Origin of the sequence: Flavobacterium davisii (assembly GCF_019565505.1) — a bacterium.
Taxonomy (GTDB): domain Bacteria; phylum Bacteroidota; class Bacteroidia; order Flavobacteriales; family Flavobacteriaceae; genus Flavobacterium; species Flavobacterium davisii.
On the sequence record NZ_CP067378.1, the window covers coordinates 220,536 to 246,630 of the forward strand.

Consider the following 26,095-nt stretch of genomic DNA (forward strand, 5'->3'; position numbering starts at 1 on the left):
ATCAAAACGCTTGGTAATTGGCGTGATGAGAATGATTGGGAGAAAGAGAAGGAACTGAATAACATTCGCCCATCCGAAATTAAAAAGATGATTTTGGAATATGTCCGTGACTTGAAAAACGGCGAAACACCTCTTTACAAAGCAGACGATTTAGCCAAAGTATCAGCCGCATTTGACCGATTAAATGATAGTCGAAAGAAAACTGTTTATACCATGGAAAGCTTCGATGATTTTAGTCAATTTATGATGGTTATGGCTGGTAATGCTTCGGGCAAAAAGAGAGAAGAAATTTTGGAACAATTAAAAACTATTCGAACATTATTTGATAAGTATGTAACTGAACTGCTCCAAAATGACTAAAACTGAATTAAAAGAAGCAAAAGAACGTTATTTCCAACAATCGAAAATGATTCAAACAATAACTTCGAATTCATTAGAAAAGGAAAATACCGACCAACAACAAGAACGAATAAAACGATTATTAATGCCAGAAAATTACATCGACTTCTTCGATTATTATTTTGGAGTCAATTCTGGTTTACCTCTAGCTGATGCACCTAGTTCAAAGTTTCATCAATCAAGTTATGAAAAAGTATATCATGACAATAAAATTAGGCAGTTCCGAATGTGGTTCAGAGGTGCCGCAAAATCGATACATACCAATGTAGGCAATATTTTACATCTCAAAGAAAATAACGAACTGTTTTTTGCCATTTTAATTGGTGCTAATGAAGGATTAGCAAAAATTTTATTAAGCGATTTACAGGTACATCTCGAAAGCAATGAACGAATAATTAAAGATTTCGGAGTTCAATTGAGTTACGGGAATTGGGCAGATGGAGAATTTCAAACTAAAGATGGTCGCTTTTTTAAAGCATTGGGTTTAAACCAACCTTTTAGAGGGCTTCGTTTTGGACAATTCCGTCCAGACTTTGCAAGTGTCGATGATTGTGAAGATAGAGACCGTGCGAAAAATCCAACAATGATAAGGAAATACGGTGAGAAAATTTCGGGCGACTTAAAGAAAGCATTTCATAAGGAGAGAGGTCGTTTAATTATTCCTAACAATTACATTGTTAAAGAAGGTATAATTGACTTTTTAATAGACCAATTCAAAGAAAGTTCCCATTATGATTTGAGTAAGGTTGATTTAGCCACAAAAAACATAACAAAAGAAACTTACAAGCAGGTAAAAGATTGGAAACCTTCTTGGGAAAGATATTCTAAAAAAGATGTAATTGATATTATATGCGATGATGATTATTACACTTCGCAAAGAGAAGATTTTAATAATCCTATTGAAGAAGGAAAACTATTTAAAGAAAAAGACATTATTTACACTCGTGTAGCTGATAATGAAGTTTGGGATGGAATTTTAGACCATTGGGATTTATCCTATACAGGACTTGGTGATTACAAAGCTGGAGTCCTACTAGGGATTAAAGGGATAAAATTATTTGTACTAGAGGTATTTTGCCAAAAGTGCGAAATAAACTCCGCAATGGAAGTTCGTGCTGAGTGGTATCGAAAGTACCTAAAGAAAGGCTACAATATGATGGGATTTTTTGATGCTACTGCGGCACAACAAGTTGTTTACACTCCTATTATTTTGCAATCTGCAGATGATAACAAATGTCCCAATATTCCAATTGGACTACATCAAGAAGGCGATAAACATAATAGAATTGCGGCAGGAATAGGGAATGCGTTATTTAGGAAAATTTTGCTTTGGGACGAAAGTTTAAAAGAACGTTCTAAAGATTTCCCTCTTTTTATGAAATTAATTTTAGCATTTGAAAAAGGGATGGCAACTGGAGATGACCCTGCGGATACACTAGAAAGAGGAATCACGTTAGCACAAACGTATTTCGGCTTTACTGATAACACAGAGAGTACAAAACCTAAAATAGGCGAACGAAAAAAAACCCGAAGAGTATGACCCCGAGAAAAGAAATATTTATACAGATGCGTGATGTGTTAAACGCATCGGGAAGTTTCGAGTTAGTGGATTGGAACAAAAAGCAATTCACCAACCCAAAAGAAAACTATCCTACCTATTGGACGGCGGTACTCATAGCTGTAAAAGCGATTCGTTGGGAAAATATGACTAACGATAGACAGGAAGGCGTTTGTACCGTGGAAGCAACTTTATACTGCAAAGATGGTTGGACGGATAGTTTTAACGGGACTAGCGATGCTGATACAGGATTAGCTGAAATTGATTTGATTGATACGCTTGTTGAAAAACTTGAAGGCTTGAAAGGTAATTCTTTTACGCCTTTAGAATTGAGTGAGGAAACCGCAGATAACGAAGATAATACGATAATGAGCTACACACTCACATTTACAACAAACATTTACAGAACCATTTCACCCAAATATAAAAAAAGAAAATTAACCCTAAATCCTTGATTATGTTTTTACAAAAAGCAGAATTAAAAACCGTAGCACTGGATGAAATTATAAACAAAATTATCAATAATGACGACACCATTGTTACGGATATTATAGACGAAAGCATAGACTTAATGTCGGGTTATTTGTATCAGTATTTTGATACGGAAGCTATTTTTAGTGCGACTGGTAAAGCTCGAAACAAATCGGTTTTAAAACATTTAAAAGGGATTGTGATACACGAAATATACACCCGTCGTACCAAGGCGTTTAACGAGGTGGCTAAAACTCGTTATAATGAGGCAATGCTTTGGTTGGAGAAGATTTCGGAAGGCAAAATAAAACCGCCTTTACCAATCCGTAAAATTGACACCAATGCAGATGGCACAGCCGATACACCTGCTAGTTTCTTGAAATTAGGGAGTAACAAGAAATATCAAAATCATTTTTAAATGGCTGACCTACGAGAATTACAAAGACTACTAGAACAAGCTTCAAGAGAAATACCTGACAAAGCCTTACGAGTAATTGGCACAGAAGGAAAGAACTTTATACAAAAGAACTTTCAGGACCGGGGTTTCACCGATACCAGTACAAAAAAATGGGAAGCTCGCAAAACAGAAGACGAACGTGGTCGAGATATTACCCGCTACAGAACCAATAGAGTTGGACGTGTAGGGAACTTGAACCGCTACGGTAGTAAAATAAAGGATAGAGCACTATTAGTTGGACACGCTACAGGTGGCGATAAATTAAAAAACTCTTTCCGATATAGGGTAAGTTTAGGTAGCAAGCAAGTGCATTTTACAACTTATAAAGAGTATGCACAACGCCATAACGAAGGATTAGACGGGATGCCGAAACGTCAATTTATGGGTAAATCCCATTATTTAAATACCAAAATTAGTAACAAGATTCGAAAAGAATTAGACAAAATATTTAACCGATGAAAGAAGGATTATTTAATACCCTAAAAAGCAAAATACGCTCAAGTTTTCACCTTTCAGGAAATACTTTAAACAAAAATTTTTCCCTTTCAGGCAAAGATGTACATAATGTTGAAAAGGTGACGCAATTAATGATTGATGTTATTCGTCGAAATCGTAGATTATGGCGTAAGGAATTGACGGACTGGCAATCGGCACGTTATGCACGATTTCGTGTCGAAAATCCGAAAACATATCCTATGCAAGAACTGTATGAAGATGTAATGCTTGATGGTCATTTGACAGGTATTACCAGCAATAGAACGTTAAGAACTACCAATAAGGATTATATTTTCACCATTGATGGTATCCAAAACGATGAATTAACTAATTTAATCAAGAATAAAGAATGGTTTGAAAATATTATTCAATGGGCGCATGAATCGGTCTATTACGGCTATTCTCTTATTTGGATAAATGACTTTGAAAAAGGTAATATTAAAGAAGTGTCACTTATTCCAAGGGGAATGGTTGTACCTGAACATAAAGTATTGTTATATGACATAAATGGAGATAGAGGCATAGACTATTCCGATATTAATATTTTATTATACGCCCAGTTTTACGATAATATCGGCTTATTAGAAAAGGCAGCCGTTTATACAATTCTTAAGCGTCATTCTTGGGGAAGTTGGGACGAATTTGAAGAATTATTTGGTGTACCGATTCGGATCGCTAAAATAGCTTCGCAAAGTGAACAGGTCAAAAATGAAGTCGCGGGTTGGCTGGAGGATATGGGATCAGCTTCATATGGCGTTTTCCCAACAGGAACGGATATTGATATCAAGGAAAATAGCAAAAGTGATGCTTTTAATGTGTTCTTTCAAAAAATAAAAGCCTTAGATGCTGAACTTTCTAAATTAGTATTGCATCAAACGATGACCACAGAAAACGGATCGAGTAAATCGCAAGGTGAAGTACACGAAAACACTTTAGAGCAGTTAGTTTATGCAGACGAAAAAAAGGAATTAGCTTTCTTAAACAATCGTCTTGTTCCTACTATGCGTTTGTTAGGGTATCAAATACCCGATAATGCAAAAATAAGTATCGAAAAGACAAAAAGACCCTGAAAGGCAAATTATGATTGATAGCGAATTATTAACTAATGGTTATGTATTAACACAAAACTATATAGAAGGCACGTATGGCGTAGAAATTGAATCGATGCCCAATCAGAGCGCACCAACACCAAACAACGGAAAAAAGCATTAAGCCTGCTTAAATTATTCTATCGTACCAATTGCTGTACTCATGAAGTTGTGAAGCTTAATAATACAGCTGAAGACGATTTTTTAAGCAGGCTCATTACAAGCTATATCCGTCAACTGTTCGATGATAGAGAAGTTACTGCAGAAATGCAAAAAAAACTATTTGACTACTACTATCAGAAACTAGCCAAAGCCGTTGATGTAGGGTATTCGCCAAAATTTAAAATGTATGATGAAGCTTTAGCGGTTTCGTTTAAGAAGAATATTGCAGAATTTTCAGCATTCAAGGCTACAAGTTTCAAAAACCAATTAGAATCCTTACTTATTCAAGATGGTAAAATTGCGCCCGGAGTGCGTTTAAAAAATTAGCAGATGATTTGCATTTAGATTACAACCGTCGTTGGTTGCAAACGGAATACCACCAAACGGTGGCTGTGGCGAATATGGCGCAACAATGGCAACAATTTGAAGCCGACGCGGATTTATATCCGAACTTAAAATACAACGCCGTAAATGACGGACGAACCCGTGAAGAACACCGCGCTTGGGACGGTTTAGTTTTACCTATTAATCACCCGTTTTGGGAAAAACATTTACCACCCAATGACTGGGGATGCCGTTGTAATGTAACCCAAACCGATGAAGAAGTAAGCAAAGATATTTCAAAAATAAAAAGCAAAGGCGCATTTGCCAACAATCCTGCTTTAAGTGGTAAAGTATTTGCCGAAAATGCGTATAAAAAAGGGCTTGATGCAGATGGTGTCAAAGAAAGTAAAGAGCTTGTTTCTGAATTTTTAGCAAGTAAAATGTAATCTTATATTTATTTACTAAATGTTTTAAAATGACGAAAGCCCCTTTTATGGGGCTTCCGCTTCTTAGGTTGCTTCGAACTAGCCGAGGCTGCATTTTTATACTGAGTGAGAGTAATCTGTTTTATAACAGCAAGTATACAATTTTTAAACCAATTTTTAAAGCCTTTTAAAATGCCATTAAAATTTGATTAGGGTCTTGGCTGTTTTTCTTTTCTTTACCGCCATAAATTCCCTCGTGGCTAATGATGGCGTTTACTGTCCTTTCAGATAAGAACACTTTGCTTGCAACTTCCTCAATGACGCATTCCACACGCCATTTTGGGTATTTCGCCATTGTCTTGTAAAACAAGTCTCTTACATAGGCATTTCGTTGTTCAAATCTTTGTTCTTTAGACATATAGGCAAAAATACTAAAGAACAAAATAAATTGCAAAAAAAAAGCCCGCAATTGCGAGCTTAAATTTTGGACTTTATTTCCCACAAACCTTCTTGGGAAGTTTTTCTTAAACTTTGATTACCATTTTTATTATCCCAATCAGTCCCTAATTTCTGTATTTTCTCTTTATCTGCTTTAGAATTAAATAGGTTTTTATATAAGTCAAAAACTATTAAATATTTACTTGCAACAGAATCGATAGTCCATTTTTTTACACCTTTTTCACCTAGGTCTTTATTTTCACCTTGATTATGGGTGAAGTATAATATATAAAATACATTATTCTCATTATCAACATATTTATCATAAGTCTTCCACTCTAATTTTCCAGTTTCAATTTTCTTTAAATTTAATTTTGATTCCGTTATTAATTTTGAGCAAATATTAACAAATTGAATAGAATCGAGTCCCTTAAAATTAATTGATTGAGCATTCAAAAATAAACAACTTAATAAAGCTGTAAGTAAAATTAGTTTTTTCATTTTTATCTAGTTTGTTTTTACAATTGTTAAATACTTAGGTAAAGGCGTAATTATTCTCTCAACTTTTATGATTGCACAATCTGCTATTGGTACACCCTCAAAATCTAAAACAGTATAACCTAATTCTTTCATTTGTAATTGAGGATGAATCTTTATACCAGAGCATTATAAGCCTCTATTAAATCGTATCTTAACTCTATATTTTTTATCATAACTTAATTACCTTATAAGTAAATTCTTTTAATGGATTATACATTGCATCAAAGACAACAATTTCATTTTGATAATGAGGTATAATTTCTTTACCATATATCAAATCTGCATTTGAATTTGAAACCGGATAACTCCCTAGCAAATACATATTTCTTTTTTCAAGCATTGTTTTTAAAAAAATAGGCATTGCAACTTTTATATACACAGGATTAACTTGTTTAATTTCTGATAATTCCCAAATAGCCTCTCTTATTCCATTATGAATACTATCTAGTATATCGTATTTGATTATCATTTATTTTTTCATAACTCAAAAATAATAAAAAAAGCTACTAATTCAGTAGCTTTCTGTTAATATAATCAGTAAGGAAATGGCAAAGGTAGTTTGAAGTGTTCCAGAACATTTTTTGAACATTTTAATTTTGAGATTACATAAAATATCTTTCATTTTGTTTATATTTCGTTTAAAACTGGGTAAATATCGATATAAATGACATCCTCAATATAGAACGATGTTACGCCTTTATCGCCTTTATCAAACTGTTTTAGTTCGGGATGTTTGGCGCGCCCGCTATAACTTTCTAAGGCTTGTTCAAAAACGGTTTTTATGGCTTTTTTAGCCGATGGTAAATCTGACGCTAGGGAGAAGTTTAATTCCTTTAATTCGTTAAGGCAAATCTTTTGGATTTTATTCTTTGTCGAGTAGGTTCTTGAGACCCTTATAAAATATTGTGCCATTTTTTTAGTTATCTAAATAATGAATAAAAAAGCCTACTCTCGTTTCATCATAGCCCAGTGCTTTGAGCTTTTTAATAAGCTCCCACATTGATTCTTGTACAATTTTATGGGCTTCGCTTTGAGTTTCAGAAGGAGGTAATTTATCAATGAAATTTACCGTTTCGTGAGTCATAAATGATTCGTGATTCACATAGCCTTTTTTTGGCTTTTTTGTTTTGAAAATTAATTTTGACATTGCTATATGATTAAATTATAAATTTACTAATTGTAGATATTTCGTTAAAAAACTCCCACTAAAGCATTCGAGAAGAACTACTTCGTCCTGATGCCTATCGATGTAACTATTCGTTTGAGTTGTCCAAATTTTACCTTTATGCAGGTGATAATTAGCTTCTATACAAGAGTGCATTACAACTTTATCTCCTTTTTTAAAGGTTTTTGTTTTGTTATCATTGATATATTTGTCTGTTGTCATTGGTTTTAATTTTTACTTATCCCACCACCTTTGATTGATAAACACTTCTGCATAAGGAAAGGCTGTCCCTTCTTTAGTTTTGAGTTTCTTATACTCGGGTAGGTTCATCATTAGTTTAATTTTCTCACCGTCTTTGAGTTTCTCCCAGCGGTCGCGAGCTATTTTCTTTTTGATAGCTCGTTTTTTGGGTACGTATTCCAAAAGGTTTCAAAATCGATAACTGGTTCTGCTTTTATGATTTCAAAATTGGATTTTAACTGTTGTTTCCAAGCTTCAATGATCATTTGTTTACCGTGGAAACGACCTGAGCAAAAAAGCCATTGATATTGCTTGGGTGATAATTCGCCATCTAATATTTCAAAGCTTTTAAAAACGCCGTTTAAATCATATTTAAACAGCCATATAAATCCATCGGTTTTACTCTTGATGGTGTAAATGGTGAGTTGTTCTTTTTGTTCCATTCTTATTTTTTGTTTCTTCAATTACTTCATCCCAAAAAAGCTCTATTGCATCCCAGTTGTAGCCTTGCTGGCGTAGCTCTTGGTTTACTTTTTCTATTCGTTTTCGAAGCTCGCAGTAAGTCATGCAATTTTTTGATTAATAAAGTCCTTTATTTTATTTAAGCTATTTCGAGCTAAATCATCGTTTACAGATTGAATGAGTAGCATTATCATTTTTTCTAGTGCATAAGCTTCGTGGTATTTAAGATTGATAGTTTGCTTTTTGGAACTATTAAAAAGATTGTTGTTTTCGATTGAGTTCTGATGAGCTTTTTGAAATTTCTTCGCTAGATCAAAGCAGATGCTTTGTACTAGCTTTACTTCTTTATCAGGACTAGAATTATAAACTATTTGATGGGTCAGTTTATTGACAGCCGATATGCTGTCGGCATTTATTTTTAACGTGATTTTCATCTGCAGTCTGTTTTAGGATTAGTTACTAATTTGCCACAATGCAAACATTTTAGGGCGGTGGTTTCGCAGGTGTGTGTGGCATTTAGCACGCTTAAATAAGTTTCTTTATGGTCGCAGTTTTCTTGTTCTATGGGACTGCAGTTGTAATTTTCGCAGTAAGTGCGACATGGACAAATTTTGGTAATATCATTTTTACAGTAATTCATAATTTTTAACTATCATACTTTCTAATGCTGAAATAATTTTACTTATTTCTTCAGGTGACATTGATTTTAACGGTTTTTGAACAGGCGAACGGCGACTTTTTAACCAGTCCGAAAATCTATTCAAATCAGCAATCTCTCCATATTTGTTGCTTTTGACGCTCCAACCCAGTTGGATAAGCAGGGATAAGATGTATCTGTGTTGTGTGTTTTCTTTATAATAATACGCCCAAAATTCTGTCACAACTTGTTTAGCGATGGTTTTATTCTCATTGCCTGAGAATTGTTTGATGATTTCAATCGCTTGGGCTTGTTTTAAAGCTTTTAAGCTAGATGTTTTACCGTTAGTTGCTTGGAGGATAAGCTTGTTTTTTTCTTCTTCATTGAAATTGCATAGCTGGCGTATGCTTTGTATTTGAAACGGCGTTATTTCGCCGTTTGGGTCGTAAATAGGTGGTTTTTTTGTTTTCATCGTTTTAAAAGGTATTTTATAGGTTTAGTCTCAATTCTGTTTTTAGAAATTTCCAAGGCTTTTTTCCTTGCTAGTTTCATTTCTTCAAAAATGGTGGTCCCATCATTGGGTTTTGTTTTTGTTTTTCCTAGTCGCATTCAATTTGGTCTTTAAAGATGGTTGGGGCTTTGGTTCTAAAACCAACCCGTCTGTATCGAAGTCTTTTTGTGAAAATGATTCAGATTTTTTTTAAAGCCTTAATATCTCCTTTTTGCAAAGGAATCCAGCAAAGCCTTTGGTCAGGGAGTCTGTGTCTTTCTATTTCGTCTACAAACTCCGTTACGGTTTTTCGCTGGGTTAGTTCTTCGACTTGTTTTTTATCTTTTTTCAAAATGAATAACTCATAATCATAATGCGCTATATCAGATATAAATTTCAAAACAACCTTATAACGTACCACTATAAAGGGAATGTTTGATTTTAGTAGAATGGATATCATTAGTTCAAAAATGTTAAAGGAAACAAGTGTTTTTCTTCTGTTTTTAAAGCTTGATTTATCAAGGGTCTGCTGTAGAATTGCAAAACATCTTTCATCATCATTTCTTTTAAACGTGGTTTTAAACCACTTTTAAAAGTATTTAAAAGCCTGTTGATTTTATTCAATTGAGCCATGAAGTAATTGTTGACCGCTGGACTTGCTAAGAGTAATTGTAATTCATTTGAATTACTCGAGTACTTTGAGCAATATTCAAAATATAAATCCCACGTTTGTTGTTCTTGTAGTGTATTTGTTGTCATGTTCTGTTTATTTTTTTGCTCCCCACACAGGATTCGAACCTGCATTTTGACTATTGTCCTGTTTTACCATTTAAACTAGTGGGGAAACCAACCAAAAAACCTATTTTTTAAATATTTGAAAAATTCAAGTTCAACGTTTTCCAACTTCCTGATGGGTCTCTATATTGAAATAATATGTAATCTCTTTTTAAGCTATAATTGTAACTTTCTTTCAAAAGAGCTATACCTTTTCTCCAATTTTTATCATCAAATCTATCTTCCATTTTGTAAAGCTTTTGAACCAGATTAATGTCAAAATCATTATTTTTTTTCTCCAATAATGAAATGATAAGATCATGAGTGTCTGTATCTTCTTTAAATCTATTACTTACAAATTCTTTGATAAATTCTTCAGCTATTGCTGCACGTTCGTCAAATGATGCTTGTCCTTGTCTTGAATATTTTATCCTGTAATTACCCTCTTGTGCTGTAAAGTTTCCAACTCCTTGTGCATGGCGTTCTGAATATTCTTTTAACAGTTCAAACAAAGTTCCTAGCTCTTTAAATGCTAATATGTGAAACTCGACCATTTCTTTATTTAACTTTGTTGCTTTTTCTGATAAACTAGTTACCACTGTAGCTCTTAGACTTTCATAATCAGTTTGCTTTTGCCGTTTTGCTCTTAAAAAATCTTCTTGTAGTTCCTTTAGAGACTTATTTTCTACTTTATTTTCCATATTCTTCTATTTCAATGATTCTATTCACGTAGTAATTACGTGCTTGTACTTTTTTTTTATAATCAGAATTTTTTTGATTCTCAGGATTTTGAAGCCATTCGTTTAATTCTTTGATTTTAGCTTCTAATTCTAATTTTGTCATTTTCCTGTTGATTTTTTATGTCCTTCTTCCCAAATTATATATGTGTTTATCTTATTAAATCTTCGTCCTCTGTTTGTTGCCTTATAGGCTTCACAAAAAATTTTTTGATGTGCATCAAACATTATACGTCTCTCTAGTTCTGTGGCTGGTTTACTGCCATCTGCATGAGCAATAATTATTATTAATTTCTTTTTTTTAAACTCGTTCGCAAATTCAAAATATTCCTCTTTATCTTTAAACTGATAAGTTGCGGAGTTGATTATAACAATTTTTGCCGATTTACTTTTTCGTAACCTAGTTTTAAGTTCATCCAGCGGATCGTGAATTGTAAAGAAGTTTTTAACCTCATGCATCCCTAAAGTTTTTAATCTTTTTGATAATCCTCCGAATCTTCTTCTTCTAATTCATTATTGTACACTTTTGTACCAATGATGAGTGCTAATTCTTTTGCAATTTGTAAACTCAATGCGCTTTTGCCTGACCCTGACCCCCCCAGATTAGCCAAACTCCTTTTTTTGGAATCGTTCCAAAACAGTCCTTTAATGTGCTGTCTCTAATCTCATAATTTTCATATTTCTTATTCAGAACGTCTGCCGTTGTTGAGACTCTTTTTAATTTAACTGACATTTTTTATTTTTTCTCTTTTTATAATTCGGTATAATCTTCTTAAATCGGTAGCAAATTCTACTATTGCATCTTTTTCTCCTTGTTCGGTTCTTACTCTAACCATCTTATTGACCTTTTCCAATTCAAACCAAATAGCTTGGTATTTTTCGGGTGTAATTCCATTAGCTAAACAAATCGCATTTACATCATTTTCATTAGCTCCTTTTAGTGTTATGAAGTTTCTCCCTATTCTTGAATGAACTTCGTCGAATCCTTTTTATTTAGTCTAACACCCGCTTTTATTTCTTTCTCTAGGTTTTCCGTGCCACTCAAAACAACGCCTAGACGATCCTCCGTTTTGTTGTACAATGGAATTAAAGCACGGAAGGCGGCTGGTCGAAGTTTGTCCGCTTCATCTATCAATAGCACAGGCTTATCAAATTGCTTTTCGTTAAAAAAATCTGAAAGCAATTGAATAAGTTCCATATTGGTTTTGTACTTTCCTTTTATCTCCTCACCAACTGTTTTTTTTATCAATTGCATCAAGAATTGACGCCCTGACCATTCTTCGCATTGTATTAAAATAACGCTTCCAGTTTCGTCCTGATTAAACAAATGCTCTAATGTTTTTGTTTTTCCTGAGCCTGCTGGATTAGAGATTGCAAACCACATACTTTCATTTTTAGCATCATTAACCACTTTTGCAATGGTTCTGTAATTGTTTATTGTTGGTACTATTTGCCAGTTACTTTCTTTATAACCTAATGCTACCGCAATTTTGGTTAGCATTTTGCTTTCGTCTGCTCCGTATTTGCCCGCTAAGATTGTACTTAATGCGCCGTGGTTTATTCCGCATTTTTCAGCCACCTTTTTTGGCTACCTAACTTTTTTTCCCACAGCTCTACGAGTTGAATGATTGCATTTCTGTTCATATTGTCTAGTATTGAGATTGGACATCGTCTATAATTTGATATTCGGTTGACTTTAACTCTACAAGTTTATTTTTGTTTATTTTTAATGGTTTTTCCGTTTCTAATTGCTTAATCTCCTTATGTTTTCCTAACGAGTTAGTTATCATTAATTTGTTGAGTATTTGTAATTGAGGGTTCAAAGCAATTAATCCTGATATTATCTGATTGTTTTCTTCTATATCTGCTATGATATGATTGTGAAGTTGATTGTTAAAATTGTAAATTTTGTGTAACTCTTGTGCATCGCTAGGTAAACGGTCTGCAAGCGCCATAGGTTGTATATATTTTTCTTCTAAAAGGAACTCTGTAGTTCCTATGATTTCTTGACATCGCCCATCTTTGCTCTTTGCATTAACTGCGAGAACTTTTGTTAAGTCCATTGGGTCATACTTTATTGCCCAATCCATATATGCATGCTGTCTAAATGATAAATCGAATGTATCATAAGCCTTTTCGAGCCCCATAATAGTAGGTGTTATACCACTTCCAGTTAATTTGTTTGTATAGCCCGTAGTTTCGCCAAAGTATCTTAAGAAATCATTAGTAGATAGCGGTTGTTTATAATTAACATCCATTTCTTCCCAAGCCTGTAAATACTCTTCTCTTTTTTCTTTTCTTTCTCCCTCTAAAAGCTCCATAATTTGCATTGCACAGCCTACGGCATCAGGAAAATCTTTTTTTATCAAATTTAAAACGTCGCCGTTAGGTTGATTTTCTGGTTTTGCTATTATATTATGCCCCGACCAGTTAGGAGTTAATTCGGCTTGTAGTTTACTGTTTAGCGACTTAAAATAACGCTCAATTACTTTTGATTGTGCATTACCCACCTTAGCAGGAATATAATATTTAGAAGCCTCTTCATATAACGGTTTCATTGTTTTTTTAGCGAAATTGTCCGTTTGTAATTGATACGGAATATATCGCTGACCAAATAACTCTCTAGTGTGGTTAATTGCGTTTCTTAATGCTTCTTTAATTAATTGGCTGTTCTCCTTTTCACCTATGGCGTAACCAATAGGATATTTTGTGAAAGGATCTAAAACAACAACTACATTAAGTCTATTGTGATAAGTTCTTGTTTTCTTTCCTTTTATTACTTCTTCTTTTTGAAAGAGAAGTTCTGCGTCCCAGCCGTCGAGCGTCCAGAACAACATAGGTGTTGAAGGTTTTTGACGTTTTACAGCCATTTCTAACAAGCGTTTTAATGCTTTTTTCCCTTCGGCACCTGCAACTGTTTCTAATCTGTATTTTTTTCTATACGCTGCTACAGTTACAGCATCAATGGTTTTCCAAGCGGTCTCAGAAGCTATTTTATTATATATTTCAGCTATTTGTGTGTCTTGCAGATTTTGATGCGCTCGCAGTAATTGCTTAATAACTGCTATTTGTTCTTTTGAAACTATTTTTGAGGCATTCCTCATTCCATATTTTTTTGAAACAACCGAGTAATAACTGTCTTTTATGTATTTTGTTACCTTATGTCTTAAGGTGTCGGCTGTTTGCGGTAAATTATGCTCTACATCCCTAAAGTCGTTTACATCGTTTGATAAAGATTGCCATATATCAAACTTTTCCATTCTTGTAGTTGCAAGAGCTTTACGATATTTTTGGCGGTCGTCTTTCGCACGAATAACCGCATTTAAAACAGATGCATTATAAGTATATAACTCTATTATTTCGTCAGGTAATTTTTGGTTACTACCGTATCTGTAATCGTTGAAGTATTTGAACGCTTCATAATCCTTTTTAAAGCGTTCCTGTAAAAAACTCTTACGGATTTTCTCGGGTGGGTTTCCGAATGTTTCAATAAGCCTTTTTCGCCAATCTTGACAAAGTGTATCAAATTCTACTAAAGCATCCTGTGTATATGATGCAGAACGCAATTTTGTTTCAACACAGGTCTTAGATACAAGTCTTTTGTGCAATGTGTCGTATTTTACAACACTAATAGAATTTTCATGTTTAATTTTTTTGCTCTTGCCATTGTCAATATCAGATATCAGATACTTTATCTTAACTCCTATTTTTTCTCCAAACATTTCATAAGCTCCCATAATCGAAAATCTTTACTATATTTGTATTAGTATATGCAAAACATGTTGTTGCATTTATTTAAAGCAAATATAGTGAAATATTTCACTTTACAAAAAATTAAAGTGCATTTTTTCACTTTTAAAAACGTTTTATATATATAATTATGGATGGCTCAATATTGAAAGAAAACAGAAAGAAGTATGGTTTAACTCAATCAGATCTTGGAAAACTTTTAGGTGTTGCCAAGAGAACCATTATAAATTATGAAAAAGGCGAAATTATCCCAGATACAAAAAGTGAATTATTGCACAATATTTTTTCTAAATTAAAAGCCGAGAACTCTAATTCTATTTCCAAAGTAAATTTTGAAGAAAACGAAAAAAATAATTTTTTAAAAGAGAAAATTGAAATGTTATCTGAACAAGTTAATATTTTAAAAGACTCTAATAAGGAATTGAAAGAGCAACTAAAATATTACAAAGATCTATTTACCAAAAGCCAAAATAGTAGCCAAATTGATATAATCACTAATTTTAATCAAGAAAAAGAATCTTTCTTGCAAAAGATTGAATTATTATATAGTACTATGTCTAATTATCAAAAGAGCAATGATGAAAGTGATAGCTTGATGAAAAAACAAATAAACGAAATTCACATGTTTATTTCACGTGATGCCTTTAGAGAAAGTATAAATAGCTTACCAATCAAAAAAACAATCGAACGATAACAAACTCTTATTCAATTAGATTTTGTAAAAAAGAATTTAAAAAACTTTCTTGAATTCTTTTATCTTCTTTATCTCCTTCTTTAATAAGTTCAGTTGCTATTATATCAAGTTCTTCTTGGGTTATTTCTCCAGAATTAAATTTTGCTTTTGCCTCTTCAGCCAATACAAATAACTTTAAATATGTAGATCCTTTTCTATCCATTCAAATTTGAAAGTTATATTGTTTTGTTTCTCAAGATTAATTGCAAATCTAGCATTGATTTTAGATAATCAATTTTTTGATTTTTATACTCATTATCTTTAACCGCTCTATTAATTACAACAATTAATAAAGCAAACAATAGAGTTAAGCCGATTACCGAAAAACTAAAGTACTCATAAGAAGTATTAGTTACATGAAAGAATACCCAGTACAGCTGTAAGCACTGGATATAAAATATGAATAGATAAGATATTCTATAAGGCTTAACCTTAATAAGAATAGAGGCAACTATTATGATGCCGCTAATTGATTGTGATACGTTGTAGATTAAGTTTTGTGAACTTGAAAAGCCAAAATTATTTTTAAACTTAATATCAAAGTTTTTTATTATTAAATCATCTGATACTAAAAGTATCGCGGATAAAACAACAATAAAACTTAGTAGTATTCTTAGTTTGATTTTACCTTGGTCTTCCATTATTTGTGTCTCTTTCATCAACTATTTGTGTATAACTGCTTGGGGGTTCAGAATTAGCCCCTTTATTTACTTGTTCTTTTTGTTCTTCGTTTAAATTGCTTTCTTTTCCCATTAAGTAATTTACTACATCCTGGTAGGTACAAGAACTTAACAACAGTGAAACGCTTAATAATAAGATAAATTTCCTCATAGTTTTTAAATTTTAATTAAGCAACTAAATTAACGATTCTTGCTAACAATATGAAAATATTTTGCCAGCTAAAGTAATATTTTAAATTATATTGTATTTACGGTTTTTCCGTATATTTTATTAAAGTTTACTTTGCTTTTTAAGATAAATCAATATAATAAACATTATAAACCTAACATTTTCATATACAGGAAAATGCACTTTTTATAGGAATGTAATAAATGGTTTAATACCCTTTTATTATATACTGCTAAATTTTTATTTTTTATAACTACTTGATAATTAGTTTTTTATAGTATTTTCAGTTGTTAAGCTGTGTTATTATGGGGGGGTGTAAATGCTATTTTTAGGCTTTATAGTGTTTCAATGTTGTATTATAGGGGGGTATTCAGCGTTTTTTTTTATATAAAAAGTTACACCCTACGTTACACCCTATGTTACACCCTATAAAAAAACGTACCTTTTTTTAGGCTTTAAAATTGTTTTTAAAAAAGGGTTTAAAAGGGTTTAAATGAGGTTTGCTTCACCTTGTATTGGTTTTGGTGCGTTGGTTGCTTGTAAGTGCTTAAAACGCTTGTTTTATTAGGTTTTTAAGGGTTTTAGTGTGTTGTTGTGGTAGTTTATTTGTTGGTTTTGTCCCTTAATGGTAGTATATACTTACTTAATGGTAGTTAATAATTAAATAAACGGTAGTTAAATGGTAGTAAATGGTAGTTTTTGTACGTTTCATTTTGGGTACAAAAAAGGCTTAATTTGTTGTTAAGCCTTGGTTTTATTGGGGTTTTCGGGGTTTTTTATTTGTATTGTATTTGTATATTTTAATTGTTAGCCCTTATTTTTTTAATTAATAAAATAAATACAAATGAATCTATTAGGTATAGGATCCCGAATCAATCATCCCGAATTAGGAAAAGGTGTAGTAACTAATGTGTCTTCAAAAGAATATTGGGTCACATTTATTGAAGGTGGACTTGAAACCATCTTAATTGATAGCAAATTTGAAGTTATTGAAGAAACAAGAAACGAAGTCGATACTGTCAGTTTTTATGATGTAGAACAAAGTTTACTTTCTATTTTAAAAAAATGGAACGGACTAGGTCAACCAGTAGCTATTGGTGACAAATGGAAAGGTGGTTCTTTAAAATTAATTCCTGGACAAGCTGGTTTACAAACTAAAGAAATACCAATTGACACTTTTTTTCACAAAATAGTAATGTTACGAGACCGATTACGTGTAATGGAACAAAAAATTAATGCTAGTAAATTGGAAGAATTTGAAAAAATTGAGTTACAACAATATATTACTCGTATTTACGGAACTCTAACAACATTTAACGTATTATTTAAATCACAAAATGATCAATTTGTAGGTGAAAAATCAAAATAAGGTTTTGTTTAACTTATATTTATATAAATTTTAACTATCGTTAATAACATCAGGCTTGTTTCAATATTTTAAATTTGCATTATATCCTAATTCTATATTTAAGTATAGGATTTTCAATCAAAAAGGATTAAATAAAGGACTTTTTAAGTCTTAATCTTAAACATCTTTAAAATAATGAAAAAAAAAATTGTCTTTGGTCTTTCTATTTTAGCGTTATATGGTAGCTGTCAAAGTTCACACGTAACAAAAAATGAAATCAACGTGGCTCTTTCTTCAAAAAGTGATAGCCGAGTAACTGGAACTGCTGTATTTTCTGAAAAAAATGGCATTATAACAATGGTAGCGAATATGAGTGGTTTAACACCGGGTGAACATGCTATTCATTTGCATGAAAAGGCTGATTGTTCTGCTCCCGATGGAAATTCAACAGGTGGACACTGGAATCCTACTTTTAAAAAACATGGTAAATGGGGACAAGCAGAATACCATAGAGGGGATATTGGTAACTTTACTGCAGATGATAAAGGAAATGCTGTTGTTACATTTTCAACTAATGAATGGTGCATTGGTTGTGGTGATTCCGCAAGGGACATAACTGGTAAAGGTCTAATTGTTCATAAAGGTGTAGACGATTTTACTACTCAACCAACAGGTAATGCTGGAGGCAGAATTGCTTGTGCTGGTATCTTAAAATAATCCTTATATCTGTCAGGTTTTAATAAAACCTGACAGATATAAAAATAGCCTCTTTTTATTGCCTCTTCTCTCTATATATTTCAATAGTTTCATTTCCTTTTATAAATATAAAAAAACATCCCATTAACTATTATTAGGGTACTTTTATTCTACATCTATCAATGTTTAACCCAAATTCGAACGAAGTGAATTGGAAAAGCCTAAATCTATTCCTCTTTATTTTTCTTCCAATTTAAGCACGCACTCCATTTTTATTCATCGAAATAGTTGATTATTTCATCTTCTAAAATTTTCTGTGAGCACTTGAATTTATTGAAAATTTTTTCTTAACAACGAAATCTAATGCACAATCTAGGTTAAACTCTTTATTTAACTTTTAGTAATTTCTGATTTATTCTTATTAAAATATATTTTTTTAACGTCAACAAGAATAAACATAAAATTTTGTTAACATTTATTTTAAGATAATCTAATTTATTATTTTTAAATTCCAATCTAACATTTATGTATGAAGAACTAAAATATTGGTATTTAAGAGATCACAAACTTTTCAAAACTCTTAGTATGTCACAGCTCAAACAGCTGTGTATAATTGTTGGTTTTAAAAAGGCTAAAAAAGGTGAAATTATTTATTTTTCTGATTCTGAAAGTCCTCGGGTTTTTTTATTAAAAAAAGGAAGTATTAAAATTGTTGCTATTGATCATGACGGAAATGAAATCATAAAAGATATCATACAAAAAGGAGATCTGTTTGGTGAATTAACTTTAGAACCCGATAAAACATCTGATGAATTAGCTGTTGCATTAACAGAAGAAGTGTCTATATGTAGCTTTTTATTATCTGATTTTGAAAATCTGATGCTCAAACATCCTGATTTAGCATTAAGTTATATGAAATTCGTGGGGCTTAAACTAAAGCGAATCAAAAATAATTATGCAAACCTAATGTCTAAGGATGCTAAAACTCGTCTTAAAACATTTTTATTAGATTGGTGTGAAAGAGAAGGAAATAATGAAGGAAATAACATTGTTTTAGAAAATTATCTAACTCAAACAGATATTGCCCAAATTATTTGTACTTCTAGACCTACAGCTACCAAACTATTAATAGAATTAGAAGAAAAAGGAATTATTCAATATACTCGTAAAGAAATTATTATCTCAAATATTAAACTTTTACAATAATTTTTAGGCTTTTGTAAAGTATCTTACAAAATACATTTTTCACTCCTCTTAATTTTACATCGTAACAATAAAAATAAAGAGAATTATGAAAAATGTATTTTTTTATTTACTATTTTTTCCTTTAACGCTTTTAGGACAAAAACATATAGCTTCTTCTTCTTCTGGGATCAATCCTATTTTAATAGGAGAAACCATTCCTAATGCTCAAATTCAAAAAATAGATAGTAGCTTTGTTTCTACTCATTCTATCACAAATAAAAAGAAAACCGTATTAATTGTATATCGTGGTGGATGGTGTCCTTATTGTAATGTGCATTTAAGTAATGTTGCAACAATTGAAAATGATATTATTAAATTAGGCTACCAAATAATTGCTATTAGTCCTGATTCACCTAGTTCATTAGTTAAAACTTCTGATAAAGATAAATTAAAATATACTCTTTACTCTGATAGTAAAGGAGATTTATTAACTGCTATGGGAATTACTTATGAGGCTCCTCTAACATACAAATCTATTATTAGTAAAGGCTCTAACAATGTTAACAAAAATTTCTTGCCTGTATCTTCATTATTTGTGATTGGTGAAGACAACAAAGTCATTTTTGAATACATAGCGCCTGATTATAAAAATCGTATTTCAGATAAATTACTATTAAACGTATTAAAAAACTTATAAATTAAAAAAATTAAAGATGAAATTACCTTTCACAATTGCTGTACTATTAATCAGTTTTTCATTTTTCGGACAAACTCCTAAAAATTTAGTATCAGATAAACAGGAAAAAATAAAATTAGAAAAATTAACTATTGAAAAATATAATCAATTATTATCTAAAGATTCTATAATAATTGTTGACTTTAATGCAAAATGGTGTGGTCCTTGCAAAAAGTTAGCACCTATTTTAGAAAAAGTTTCAAAAGAGAAAAAAATAAAACTAATTAAAATAGATACTGATAAAAATCCTGAATTAGCTCAAAAATTAAATGTTGAAGGACTTCCTACTCTACACTATTATAAGAATGGAAAATTAATTTGGGAAAATTTAGGTTTCATAACCGAGGCAGAACTTATTAAAAAACTAAATTAATTTATTGTATAAAATAGTCCTTAGATAAAGGTATTCCAAAAGGTTATAATCTTGTGATTTCTCTTATCCTTGAAGTAACAGATTAGACGTTAAATTTTGACTTTTCAGACACTTCGTATATAATTAAGATAATCTATAAAAAATCTAACGGACTAAATATAATCCATTTATTACCACCGAAAATAAATTTTAATCAATATGAAAAACAAATTCTTAAATCTAACATTAAAAGCTTTCCTTAGTAGCTTTTTTATTTTATCTTGTGAAAAGAGTAATGATGATAACAATCAAAATAACTTATACGAGGAAACAGTTGCTGTTGCAAACAGAAATTCCTCTTCAATAAGCTTTTTTGATGCCAATACGAATGTTGTTACTAGCACATTGAAAATTACCAATTCAGAACCTATGTATCTAGTATTTGTTCCTTCTAAAGACAAACTATACGTTGGGGATAGAAAAAATAAACAGGTTCATATTATTAACCCTAGTACAAAAAAATTAGAAAGCTCAATAAACGTAGGAAATGGAGTATTCCACATGTGGGCTGATGAATTAGGTAAGCAACTTTGGGTTAATAATGATATAGACAATACCATTTCTGTTATTGATTTAGCTACTAGTTCTGTTATAAAAACGATTAATTTAGACATGAAGCCACATGATGTTTTCTTAACAAAAGACGGAACTAAAGCTTATGTTTCAATTATTAACTCTGATTCAACAATGCCTGATAAAATATATATGTATTCTATTAGTAATTATGAAAAATTAAAAGAAGTTAATGTAGGCAAAGATCCTCATTTATTTCATTTACCTAATAACAATAAGCTAATTGTACCTTGTCAATCTGGCGAAGTATACAATATTGACAGCGAAAAATTACAAATCATTTCTCAAAAATCATATCCTCGGTGCTCATGGGTTATACCCTAGTCCTAACTTAGATAATATCTTTGTTACTAATATAATGGGAGGACAAATATACTCTATTAAAACAACTGATCTAACAGAAAATTATGCTCCTATTGCAACTAATAAACCTGTACCTCATAATTTAGTTTTAAATAAAGAAGGAAGTAAAGTTTTCGCAACGCATTCTGGACCTAATGGAACAACTGTATCAGCATATAAGGTAAATCAGAATAAATTAGTATATGAACAAGATATTACTGTTGAAAACAATCCTTTTGGTTTAACTTATTATAAAAGAAATATTAAATAATTAAGTCGTTTTGATTTAGTAACAAATAGTCTAAACTTTAATTAATTTTCAACAAGCGTTTTATTAAGCATTTTAATGGAGAGAAAAGAAACTATTTCTTTTTCTCTCTGTTAAATTTTTTATTAAAATACAAACAATTTTTTATTGTTTTTAACTCTATCTACTAAATATCTCATTTTTATTGAATTGGATCAAATGAATATAAACATCTAAAAAGTAGTCACTTAACATCTTGGTTATCATTTACTTTTATGAAAGAAAAATCACATTTCAACACTATGCAATTTGCTTTACCTATTCATTTCCTAGAAGCCTCCCTCCGATCGATTACAAAATTACAATCTTTTAGAACAGCCTTCTTATTTTAAGCATTTTTATATGTTAACTTTTTATTTTTTTTAGTATTAGTGTTTATCTCACATTGTAATCGAAACTTTTTTATTAAAAAAACAGCAACTTATTCATTTCTTATCCAAAAATTTAAACAGAAATCAGATTGTATTCTCTTATATTAACATCCGTTTCATATTCAAACAACAAAAAGTTTTGAAAAACAAAAAACAATATTAACTTGATTTTTTACAAATGGACTCTTCTAAAATACATTTTATATTAAAACTTGTTTTAACAATAATATTAATTCAAACATTATTTTACAAACTGACCGCTAGTCCTCAATCTATTTATATCTTTAAAAAACTACATATAGAACCCTTTGGAAGGATTTTTTCTGGAATCATAGAATTAATTTGCCCATTTCTATTGTTTATTGATAGAACAAAGTTTTATGCTTCTTTACTTATTTTAATAAATATGACCATTGCTTTATTATCGCATTTATGTATTTTAGGAATTGTGATTATAAATGACGGAGGAGTTCTTTATATCTTAGCCTGTATTTGTTTTACAATAAGTGCCTATTTTTCTCTTTTATATAAAAACGATTTAATAAAAGATTATAATCAATTTAAAAAAACATTTTTATGAATTTTACCGCAATTAAAAATACCCTTTTAGAACTAAAAGAAATTATTACACAATTACATGATCCTGATTATATTAAGCCTATCCTTTCTTTAAGCAATGCCACTATAGGACAACATTCTCGACATATTATTGAATTATATCAAGCCCTTTTAAAAGGATATGATAACGGTATTATTAATTATGATAATAGAGAAAGAGAAATTAGTATACAAACTATAAGAACTCAAGCCATTTCTGCTATTGATATAATTATTAATCAAATTGAAAAAGAAAATAAAAATCTCGTCATAAATCATTTTATTTCTAGAGTCCCAACTCTTATAGAAACCAATTATTTTAGAGAAGTACTTTACAATTTAGAACATTGTATTCATCATCAAGCTCTAATAAAAGTTGCTTTATTAAATTTTAAATATATTTCAATTTCTGAAACTTTTGGTGTGGCACCATCTACCATTGAATTTCGCAAAATATGTGTACAGTAAGTTATGTTTTTAGCAATAATAAGGTCATTATTACTTCAAATAGAGATGAAAAAATAGCACGACCTAAAGCATTGGTTCCCAAATCGTATATGGGGGAACGTAAGAAAATGTTTTTTCCTAAAGATTCAAAAGCAGGTGGTACCTGGTATGTATTAGATGACAAAGGAAACATTATGGTTTTACTAAATGGTGCATTTGAAAAACACACACCAAAAGAAAAATACCGAAAAAGTAGAGGTTTAATCTTACTTGAAATATTTGATAATTGTGATTGTATAAATAAATGGTTTGAAATAAATCTTGATGATATCGAACCCTTTACTCTAATTGCTTATGCAAATAAAAGGCTCTATCAATTACGGTGGGATGGAAATGTAAAGAATACTAAAGAATTAAATAATCAAGAAAGTTATATTTGGTCTTCATCCACCCTATATTCTAATAATATTAGAACAGAAAGAGAACTATTATTCAAGACATTTACTCAAAGTAAAAATATAATTAAAGCCAAGGATATAGCAGATTTTCATGAACATACAAATTCAGACGACAAAGAAAACGGACTTATTATTAACCGAAATAACACCTTAATCACGCAAAGTATTACACAAACAGTTATTAATCAAAACAAAATGATTTTCAGCCATAAAGATTTGATTAATGATAAAACTTACGACAACAATTTTTTAATGTTATAATGAAACTTTTTATACATAAACTAACGCACTGGGAATATTGGCCATTCCAAATTGTTTATATACCTATCTATTTTTTGTGGCTCTATTATGCTTTACGTTCACGTACCTTATTCTTTTTAATACTGTGAACCCAACCATTAAAAACGGTGGTTTTTTTAATGAAAGTAAAAATGATATATACCTTTTAATTCCACAGCAATACTATCCTAAAACTTATTTAATAAATCATAAAAATTCTATTAAAAGTATTAAAGAGTACCCTCTTTCTTATCCCTTCATCGTAAAACCTGACATAGGTTTACGCGGAAGTGCTGTAAAACGTGTTCATTCTTTAGAAGAACTAAAAAGTTATCACGAAAGTGTTGAATTTGATTATCTTATTCAAGATTTAATTCCTTATACTAATGAAGTGGGAATATTTTACGTTCGTTTACCTAATGAAAAAAAAGGACGTATTACAGGAATTGTATCAAAAGAATTTATGATTATTACAGGTGATGGAAAAAGCTCTATTGAAAATCTTATCAAACAAAATCCACGCTATGAGTTACAATTAAATGCTTTACAAAAAGAATTGGGCAGCAAAATTCATGATATTTTACCAAAGGGAAAAAACTATAATCTTGTCCCTTTTGGCAACCATTCCAGAGGAACAAAATTTTTAGATATAAGTCATAAAATTTCTAAAAAGCTAACAGAAGTAATTGATACTATGTGTCAAGAAATAGATGGTTTTTATTATGGTCGTATGGATTTAATGTATAATACTTGGGAAGAGTTAGAAGAAGGGAAAAACTTTATGATTGTAGAGTTAAACGGTTCAGCAAGTGAACCTACTCACATTTATGACCCCAATCATTCTCTTTTTTTTGCTTGGAAAGAAATTGCCCGACATATTCGTTATATGTTTCAAATTAGCCAACAAAATCATATAAAGGGTATTCCTTACCTCAATCATAAAGAAGGTATGAATGAATACCGTAAACATCAAGAACATTTTTACAGACTAACTCAAGTTTAGTTACAAATAATTATTGACTATAAATAACAAAAATGTATCTAAAAATTAAAAATAGCATTGTAGGATTTTCTATAAGTTTCATAGGTTCCATACCTCTTGGCTATCTAAACATAATGGGATTACATTATTTTAAACAAGATCTTATAACTTCTACATTATTTTATTTATTAGGTGTTGTAATCATAGAAAGTTTAGTTATTTTTTTTACGGCCAAAGGCGTTTCTAAAATTAATTTAACCCCTCATTTAAAAACCAAAATATCATTATTTAGTATTGCTTTTTTACTACTTCTATCCTATTTAGCTAAACAATCAGCTACTCCAGAAGAATCCCATAATCCTCTTGTAATACAAATAATAAACTATCCTTTTATTACTGGAATAATTTTAAGTAGTCTTAACTTTAGTCAAATCCCCTTTTGGCTTAGCTGGAATTTATATATACTTAATGAAAAATATGCCAATTTTCAACAAAACGGAATACTATCATATACTATAGGTGCTTCGTTAGGAACCTTTATAGGTATGCTTAGTTTGATTGTTTTTTTAGATAAAACTGTAAATTACACTCAATTGCCCTTACAAAATTATATCCCAAAAATCTTTGTATGTTTAGCCATTTGGCAAGCTTTTATTTTAATAAAAAACAAAAATTATTTTATCCACTAAACTTTTTAATTCTAAGCATGAACTCAACTAAAAATATCAATTAACTACTTTTAAATGATAAATTCAACAAGTCATAAAATACTATTTTAAAAATAGAAATAACGATAGCTATACAATTGAAAATAAAAATTATATAGCACATAAATTAAAGTAGTTAATTAATCATTATAAAAAACAACTCATCAACCAGTATACAACAATATTTTAGTTTTCAATCAACAAATATTTTAAACCTAAATTCTGTACTAGACTTCATGTTCGAGATGAAAAGACAAAAAATGAACAATTCTTTTTTCTAGATAGGGAGCAAAAGCCGTAATCTAGTCGTAGTTTGTCACTTCGACCCAAGGGAGAAGTCACATTATTTATAGTATGTGATTTCGCTCCCATTCTATAAATGACAAGATGGTGAACCTTTAAGACAACCCTAATGCAATAAAAAAGTACGCTTTTTAGATTTAAAGTTCTTATTTATTGTA

General features: G+C 30.8%; 44 protein-coding genes and 1 tRNA gene. 22 read left to right on the forward strand and 23 right to left on the reverse strand.

All coding sequences use genetic code 11. The annotated features are described in order from the left end of the window. Nucleotides 1–87: 87 nt before the first annotated feature. Genes JJC05_RS16370 through JJC05_RS01135 form a run of 9 tightly spaced genes read left to right on the forward strand, consistent with a single transcriptional unit; the run spans nucleotide 88 to nucleotide 5,400 of the window. Nucleotides 88–360: a hypothetical protein gene (locus JJC05_RS16370; RefSeq protein WP_258929383.1), complete on the forward strand. Its 273-nt coding sequence runs from the start codon at nucleotides 88–90 to the stop codon at nucleotides 358–360. Continuing rightward, entirely contained in the window at nucleotides 353–1,939 is a 1,587-nt protein-coding gene (locus tag JJC05_RS01105) for a hypothetical protein (RefSeq protein ID WP_235877976.1), read from the forward strand. Before JJC05_RS16370 ends, JJC05_RS01105 begins: the two co-directional genes overlap by 8 nt. Beyond that, a complete protein-coding gene (locus tag JJC05_RS01110; protein WP_235877977.1) occupies nucleotides 1,936–2,412 on the forward strand; it encodes a hypothetical protein in 477 nt (158 codons plus the stop codon). Before JJC05_RS01105 ends, JJC05_RS01110 begins: the two co-directional genes overlap by 4 nt. Nucleotides 2,413–2,414: 2 nt before the next feature. Next, on the forward strand, nucleotides 2,415–2,846 hold the full coding sequence (locus tag JJC05_RS01115) for a phage protein Gp36 family protein (RefSeq protein ID WP_105195863.1): 432 nt from the start codon (nucleotides 2,415–2,417) through the stop codon (nucleotides 2,844–2,846). Next, nucleotides 2,847–3,344 (forward strand): phage morphogenesis protein, encoded by a 498-nt coding sequence (locus JJC05_RS01120; protein ID WP_235877978.1) that lies wholly within the window; start codon nucleotides 2,847–2,849, stop codon nucleotides 3,342–3,344. Next, on the forward strand, nucleotides 3,341–4,450 hold the full coding sequence (locus tag JJC05_RS01125) for a phage portal protein family protein (RefSeq protein ID WP_258929384.1): 1,110 nt from the start codon (nucleotides 3,341–3,343) through the stop codon (nucleotides 4,448–4,450). Before JJC05_RS01120 ends, JJC05_RS01125 begins: the two co-directional genes overlap by 4 nt. A gap of 10 nt (nucleotides 4,451–4,460) precedes the next feature. Beyond that, complete coding sequence (locus tag JJC05_RS16375) at nucleotides 4,461–4,592, forward strand: hypothetical protein (RefSeq protein WP_258929386.1); 132 nt, start codon at nucleotides 4,461–4,463, stop codon at nucleotides 4,590–4,592. A 47-nt stretch (nucleotides 4,593–4,639) separates the two neighbouring features. Further along, nucleotides 4,640–4,957 carry a hypothetical protein gene (locus JJC05_RS01130; RefSeq protein WP_235877979.1) on the forward strand — a complete coding sequence of 106 codons (318 nt, stop codon included), beginning with the start codon at nucleotides 4,640–4,642 and terminating at the stop codon, nucleotides 4,955–4,957. A gap of 8 nt (nucleotides 4,958–4,965) precedes the next feature. Beyond that, complete coding sequence (locus JJC05_RS01135) at nucleotides 4,966–5,400, forward strand: phage head morphogenesis protein (RefSeq protein ID WP_235877981.1); 435 nt, start codon at nucleotides 4,966–4,968, stop codon at nucleotides 5,398–5,400. Nucleotides 5,401–5,566: 166 nt separating this feature from the next. On the opposite strand, the gene JJC05_RS01140 is transcribed toward JJC05_RS01135, so the two are convergent. From JJC05_RS01140 to JJC05_RS01230, 20 genes are all read right to left on the reverse strand, one after another. Then, nucleotides 5,567–5,881, reverse strand: a complete 315-nt coding sequence (locus tag JJC05_RS01140) for a hypothetical protein (RefSeq protein WP_258929388.1) — start codon at nucleotides 5,879–5,881, stop codon at nucleotides 5,567–5,569. Next, nucleotides 5,857–6,318, reverse strand: a complete 462-nt coding sequence (locus tag JJC05_RS01145) for a hypothetical protein (protein WP_235877982.1) — start codon at nucleotides 6,316–6,318, stop codon at nucleotides 5,857–5,859. Before JJC05_RS01145 ends, JJC05_RS01140 begins: the two co-directional genes overlap by 25 nt. A gap of 208 nt (nucleotides 6,319–6,526) precedes the next feature. Continuing rightward, nucleotides 6,527–6,826, reverse strand: a complete 300-nt coding sequence (locus JJC05_RS01150; protein ID WP_235877983.1) for a hypothetical protein — start codon at nucleotides 6,824–6,826, stop codon at nucleotides 6,527–6,529. Between the two features lie 158 nt (nucleotides 6,827–6,984). Beyond that, nucleotides 6,985–7,269: a hypothetical protein gene (locus JJC05_RS01155; protein ID WP_235877984.1), complete on the reverse strand. Its 285-nt coding sequence runs from the start codon at nucleotides 7,267–7,269 to the stop codon at nucleotides 6,985–6,987. Between the two features lie 4 nt (nucleotides 7,270–7,273). Continuing rightward, nucleotides 7,274–7,504, reverse strand: coding sequence for a hypothetical protein (locus tag JJC05_RS01160; protein ID WP_235877985.1), 231 nt, complete (start codon nucleotides 7,502–7,504; stop codon nucleotides 7,274–7,276). Nucleotides 7,505–7,519: 15 nt separating this feature from the next. Beyond that, nucleotides 7,520–7,744, reverse strand: a complete 225-nt coding sequence (locus tag JJC05_RS01165) for a hypothetical protein (protein ID WP_105195870.1) — start codon at nucleotides 7,742–7,744, stop codon at nucleotides 7,520–7,522. Between the two features lie 12 nt (nucleotides 7,745–7,756). Then, nucleotides 7,757–7,945: an LvrA C-terminal domain-related protein gene (locus JJC05_RS19100; RefSeq protein ID WP_508625123.1), complete on the reverse strand. Its 189-nt coding sequence runs from the start codon at nucleotides 7,943–7,945 to the stop codon at nucleotides 7,757–7,759. After that, entirely contained in the window at nucleotides 7,903–8,205 is a 303-nt protein-coding gene (locus JJC05_RS01170; protein WP_235877986.1) for a hypothetical protein, read from the reverse strand. Before JJC05_RS01170 ends, JJC05_RS19100 begins: the two co-directional genes overlap by 43 nt. Continuing rightward, nucleotides 8,162–8,329: a hypothetical protein gene (locus JJC05_RS01175; RefSeq protein WP_181142854.1), complete on the reverse strand. Its 168-nt coding sequence runs from the start codon at nucleotides 8,327–8,329 to the stop codon at nucleotides 8,162–8,164. Before JJC05_RS01175 ends, JJC05_RS01170 begins: the two co-directional genes overlap by 44 nt. Further along, nucleotides 8,326–8,658 carry a hypothetical protein gene (locus tag JJC05_RS01180; RefSeq protein ID WP_235877987.1) on the reverse strand — a complete coding sequence of 111 codons (333 nt, stop codon included), beginning with the start codon at nucleotides 8,656–8,658 and terminating at the stop codon, nucleotides 8,326–8,328. The genes JJC05_RS01175 and JJC05_RS01180 overlap by 4 nt, the downstream gene beginning before the upstream one ends. Nucleotides 8,659–8,850: 192 nt before the next feature. Further along, nucleotides 8,851–9,333, reverse strand: a complete 483-nt coding sequence (locus JJC05_RS01185) for a hypothetical protein (RefSeq protein WP_105195872.1) — start codon at nucleotides 9,331–9,333, stop codon at nucleotides 8,851–8,853. A gap of 217 nt (nucleotides 9,334–9,550) precedes the next feature. Then, entirely contained in the window at nucleotides 9,551–9,811 is a 261-nt protein-coding gene (locus tag JJC05_RS01190) for a hypothetical protein (protein ID WP_235877988.1), read from the reverse strand. Further along, nucleotides 9,811–10,110: a hypothetical protein gene (locus tag JJC05_RS01195; RefSeq protein WP_235877989.1), complete on the reverse strand. Its 300-nt coding sequence runs from the start codon at nucleotides 10,108–10,110 to the stop codon at nucleotides 9,811–9,813. The genes JJC05_RS01190 and JJC05_RS01195 overlap by 1 nt, the downstream gene beginning before the upstream one ends. 18 nt (nucleotides 10,111–10,128) lie before the next feature. After that, a tRNA-OTHER gene (locus JJC05_RS01200) sits at nucleotides 10,129–10,195 on the reverse strand. A gap of 22 nt (nucleotides 10,196–10,217) precedes the next feature. Beyond that, entirely contained in the window at nucleotides 10,218–10,826 is a 609-nt protein-coding gene (locus JJC05_RS01205; RefSeq protein WP_235877991.1) for a DUF3164 family protein, read from the reverse strand. Then, nucleotides 10,816–10,968, reverse strand: coding sequence for a hypothetical protein (locus JJC05_RS01210; RefSeq protein WP_165764910.1), 153 nt, complete (start codon nucleotides 10,966–10,968; stop codon nucleotides 10,816–10,818). Before JJC05_RS01210 ends, JJC05_RS01205 begins: the two co-directional genes overlap by 11 nt. Beyond that, on the reverse strand, nucleotides 10,965–11,321 hold the full coding sequence (locus JJC05_RS01215; protein WP_235877992.1) for a hypothetical protein: 357 nt from the start codon (nucleotides 11,319–11,321) through the stop codon (nucleotides 10,965–10,967). The genes JJC05_RS01210 and JJC05_RS01215 overlap by 4 nt, the downstream gene beginning before the upstream one ends. A gap of 11 nt (nucleotides 11,322–11,332) precedes the next feature. Then, on the reverse strand, nucleotides 11,333–11,473 hold the full coding sequence (locus JJC05_RS01220; protein WP_235877993.1) for a hypothetical protein: 141 nt from the start codon (nucleotides 11,471–11,473) through the stop codon (nucleotides 11,333–11,335). A 347-nt stretch (nucleotides 11,474–11,820) separates the two neighbouring features. Continuing rightward, a complete protein-coding gene (locus tag JJC05_RS01225) occupies nucleotides 11,821–12,441 on the reverse strand; it encodes an ATP-binding protein (protein ID WP_235877995.1) in 621 nt (206 codons plus the stop codon). 70 nt (nucleotides 12,442–12,511) lie between these two features. Continuing rightward, entirely contained in the window at nucleotides 12,512–14,599 is a 2,088-nt protein-coding gene (locus JJC05_RS01230; RefSeq protein ID WP_235877997.1) for a hypothetical protein, read from the reverse strand. A gap of 143 nt (nucleotides 14,600–14,742) precedes the next feature. Between JJC05_RS01230 and JJC05_RS01235 the strand changes: the two genes are divergently transcribed. Continuing rightward, complete coding sequence (locus tag JJC05_RS01235; RefSeq protein ID WP_235877998.1) at nucleotides 14,743–15,306, forward strand: helix-turn-helix domain-containing protein; 564 nt, start codon at nucleotides 14,743–14,745, stop codon at nucleotides 15,304–15,306. A gap of 7 nt (nucleotides 15,307–15,313) precedes the next feature. Here JJC05_RS01235 and JJC05_RS01240 read toward each other — a convergent pair whose 3' ends face one another. Genes JJC05_RS01240 through JJC05_RS01250 form a run of 3 tightly spaced genes read right to left on the reverse strand, consistent with a single transcriptional unit; the run spans nucleotide 15,314 to nucleotide 16,176 of the window. Then, on the reverse strand, nucleotides 15,314–15,508 hold the full coding sequence (locus JJC05_RS01240; RefSeq protein WP_088395097.1) for a hypothetical protein: 195 nt from the start codon (nucleotides 15,506–15,508) through the stop codon (nucleotides 15,314–15,316). Between the two features lie 13 nt (nucleotides 15,509–15,521). Continuing rightward, nucleotides 15,522–15,986, reverse strand: coding sequence for a hypothetical protein (locus tag JJC05_RS01245; RefSeq protein ID WP_235878000.1), 465 nt, complete (start codon nucleotides 15,984–15,986; stop codon nucleotides 15,522–15,524). Continuing rightward, nucleotides 15,970–16,176 carry a hypothetical protein gene (locus JJC05_RS01250; protein ID WP_235878001.1) on the reverse strand — a complete coding sequence of 69 codons (207 nt, stop codon included), beginning with the start codon at nucleotides 16,174–16,176 and terminating at the stop codon, nucleotides 15,970–15,972. Before JJC05_RS01250 ends, JJC05_RS01245 begins: the two co-directional genes overlap by 17 nt. An 862-nt stretch (nucleotides 16,177–17,038) precedes the next feature. On the opposite strand from JJC05_RS01250, the gene JJC05_RS01255 reads away from it, so the two are divergent. From JJC05_RS01255 to JJC05_RS01310, 12 genes are all read left to right on the forward strand, one after another. After that, nucleotides 17,039–17,563, forward strand: coding sequence for a DUF8685 domain-containing protein (locus tag JJC05_RS01255; RefSeq protein ID WP_127823118.1), 525 nt, complete (start codon nucleotides 17,039–17,041; stop codon nucleotides 17,561–17,563). A gap of 174 nt (nucleotides 17,564–17,737) precedes the next feature. Then, the gene (locus JJC05_RS01260; protein WP_235878003.1) at nucleotides 17,738–18,259 is read left to right on the forward strand and encodes a superoxide dismutase family protein; all 522 of its coding nucleotides are present in this window, start codon (nucleotides 17,738–17,740) and stop codon (nucleotides 18,257–18,259) included. A gap of 564 nt (nucleotides 18,260–18,823) precedes the next feature. Next, nucleotides 18,824–19,444: a Crp/Fnr family transcriptional regulator gene (locus JJC05_RS01265; protein WP_240668940.1), complete on the forward strand. Its 621-nt coding sequence runs from the start codon at nucleotides 18,824–18,826 to the stop codon at nucleotides 19,442–19,444. Nucleotides 19,445–19,529: 85 nt separating this feature from the next. Then, nucleotides 19,530–20,120: a peroxiredoxin-like family protein gene (locus tag JJC05_RS01270; RefSeq protein ID WP_127823120.1), complete on the forward strand. Its 591-nt coding sequence runs from the start codon at nucleotides 19,530–19,532 to the stop codon at nucleotides 20,118–20,120. A gap of 16 nt (nucleotides 20,121–20,136) precedes the next feature. Continuing rightward, entirely contained in the window at nucleotides 20,137–20,532 is a 396-nt protein-coding gene (locus JJC05_RS01275; protein ID WP_105196441.1) for a thioredoxin family protein, read from the forward strand. A gap of 198 nt (nucleotides 20,533–20,730) precedes the next feature. Beyond that, nucleotides 20,731–21,468 (forward strand): YncE family protein, encoded by a 738-nt coding sequence (locus JJC05_RS01280; protein WP_235878004.1) that lies wholly within the window; start codon nucleotides 20,731–20,733, stop codon nucleotides 21,466–21,468. Between the two features lie 34 nt (nucleotides 21,469–21,502). Next, nucleotides 21,503–21,757, forward strand: coding sequence for a hypothetical protein (locus JJC05_RS01285; RefSeq protein ID WP_235878006.1), 255 nt, complete (start codon nucleotides 21,503–21,505; stop codon nucleotides 21,755–21,757). A 585-nt stretch (nucleotides 21,758–22,342) separates the two neighbouring features. Further along, nucleotides 22,343–22,744: a DoxX family protein gene (locus JJC05_RS01290; RefSeq protein WP_105196439.1), complete on the forward strand. Its 402-nt coding sequence runs from the start codon at nucleotides 22,343–22,345 to the stop codon at nucleotides 22,742–22,744. Continuing rightward, on the forward strand, nucleotides 22,741–23,229 hold the full coding sequence (locus tag JJC05_RS01295) for a hypothetical protein (protein WP_105196437.1): 489 nt from the start codon (nucleotides 22,741–22,743) through the stop codon (nucleotides 23,227–23,229). Before JJC05_RS01290 ends, JJC05_RS01295 begins: the two co-directional genes overlap by 4 nt. Continuing rightward, nucleotides 23,217–23,927: an NRDE family protein gene (locus JJC05_RS01300; RefSeq protein WP_235878008.1), complete on the forward strand. Its 711-nt coding sequence runs from the start codon at nucleotides 23,217–23,219 to the stop codon at nucleotides 23,925–23,927. Before JJC05_RS01295 ends, JJC05_RS01300 begins: the two co-directional genes overlap by 13 nt. A 124-nt stretch (nucleotides 23,928–24,051) precedes the next feature. Beyond that, on the forward strand, nucleotides 24,052–24,948 hold the full coding sequence (locus tag JJC05_RS01305; protein ID WP_258929393.1) for an ATP-grasp domain-containing protein: 897 nt from the start codon (nucleotides 24,052–24,054) through the stop codon (nucleotides 24,946–24,948). A 32-nt stretch (nucleotides 24,949–24,980) separates the two neighbouring features. Further along, a complete protein-coding gene (locus tag JJC05_RS01310; protein WP_105196433.1) occupies nucleotides 24,981–25,616 on the forward strand; it encodes a LysE family transporter in 636 nt (211 codons plus the stop codon). Nucleotides 25,617–26,095: the final 479 nt, after the last annotated feature.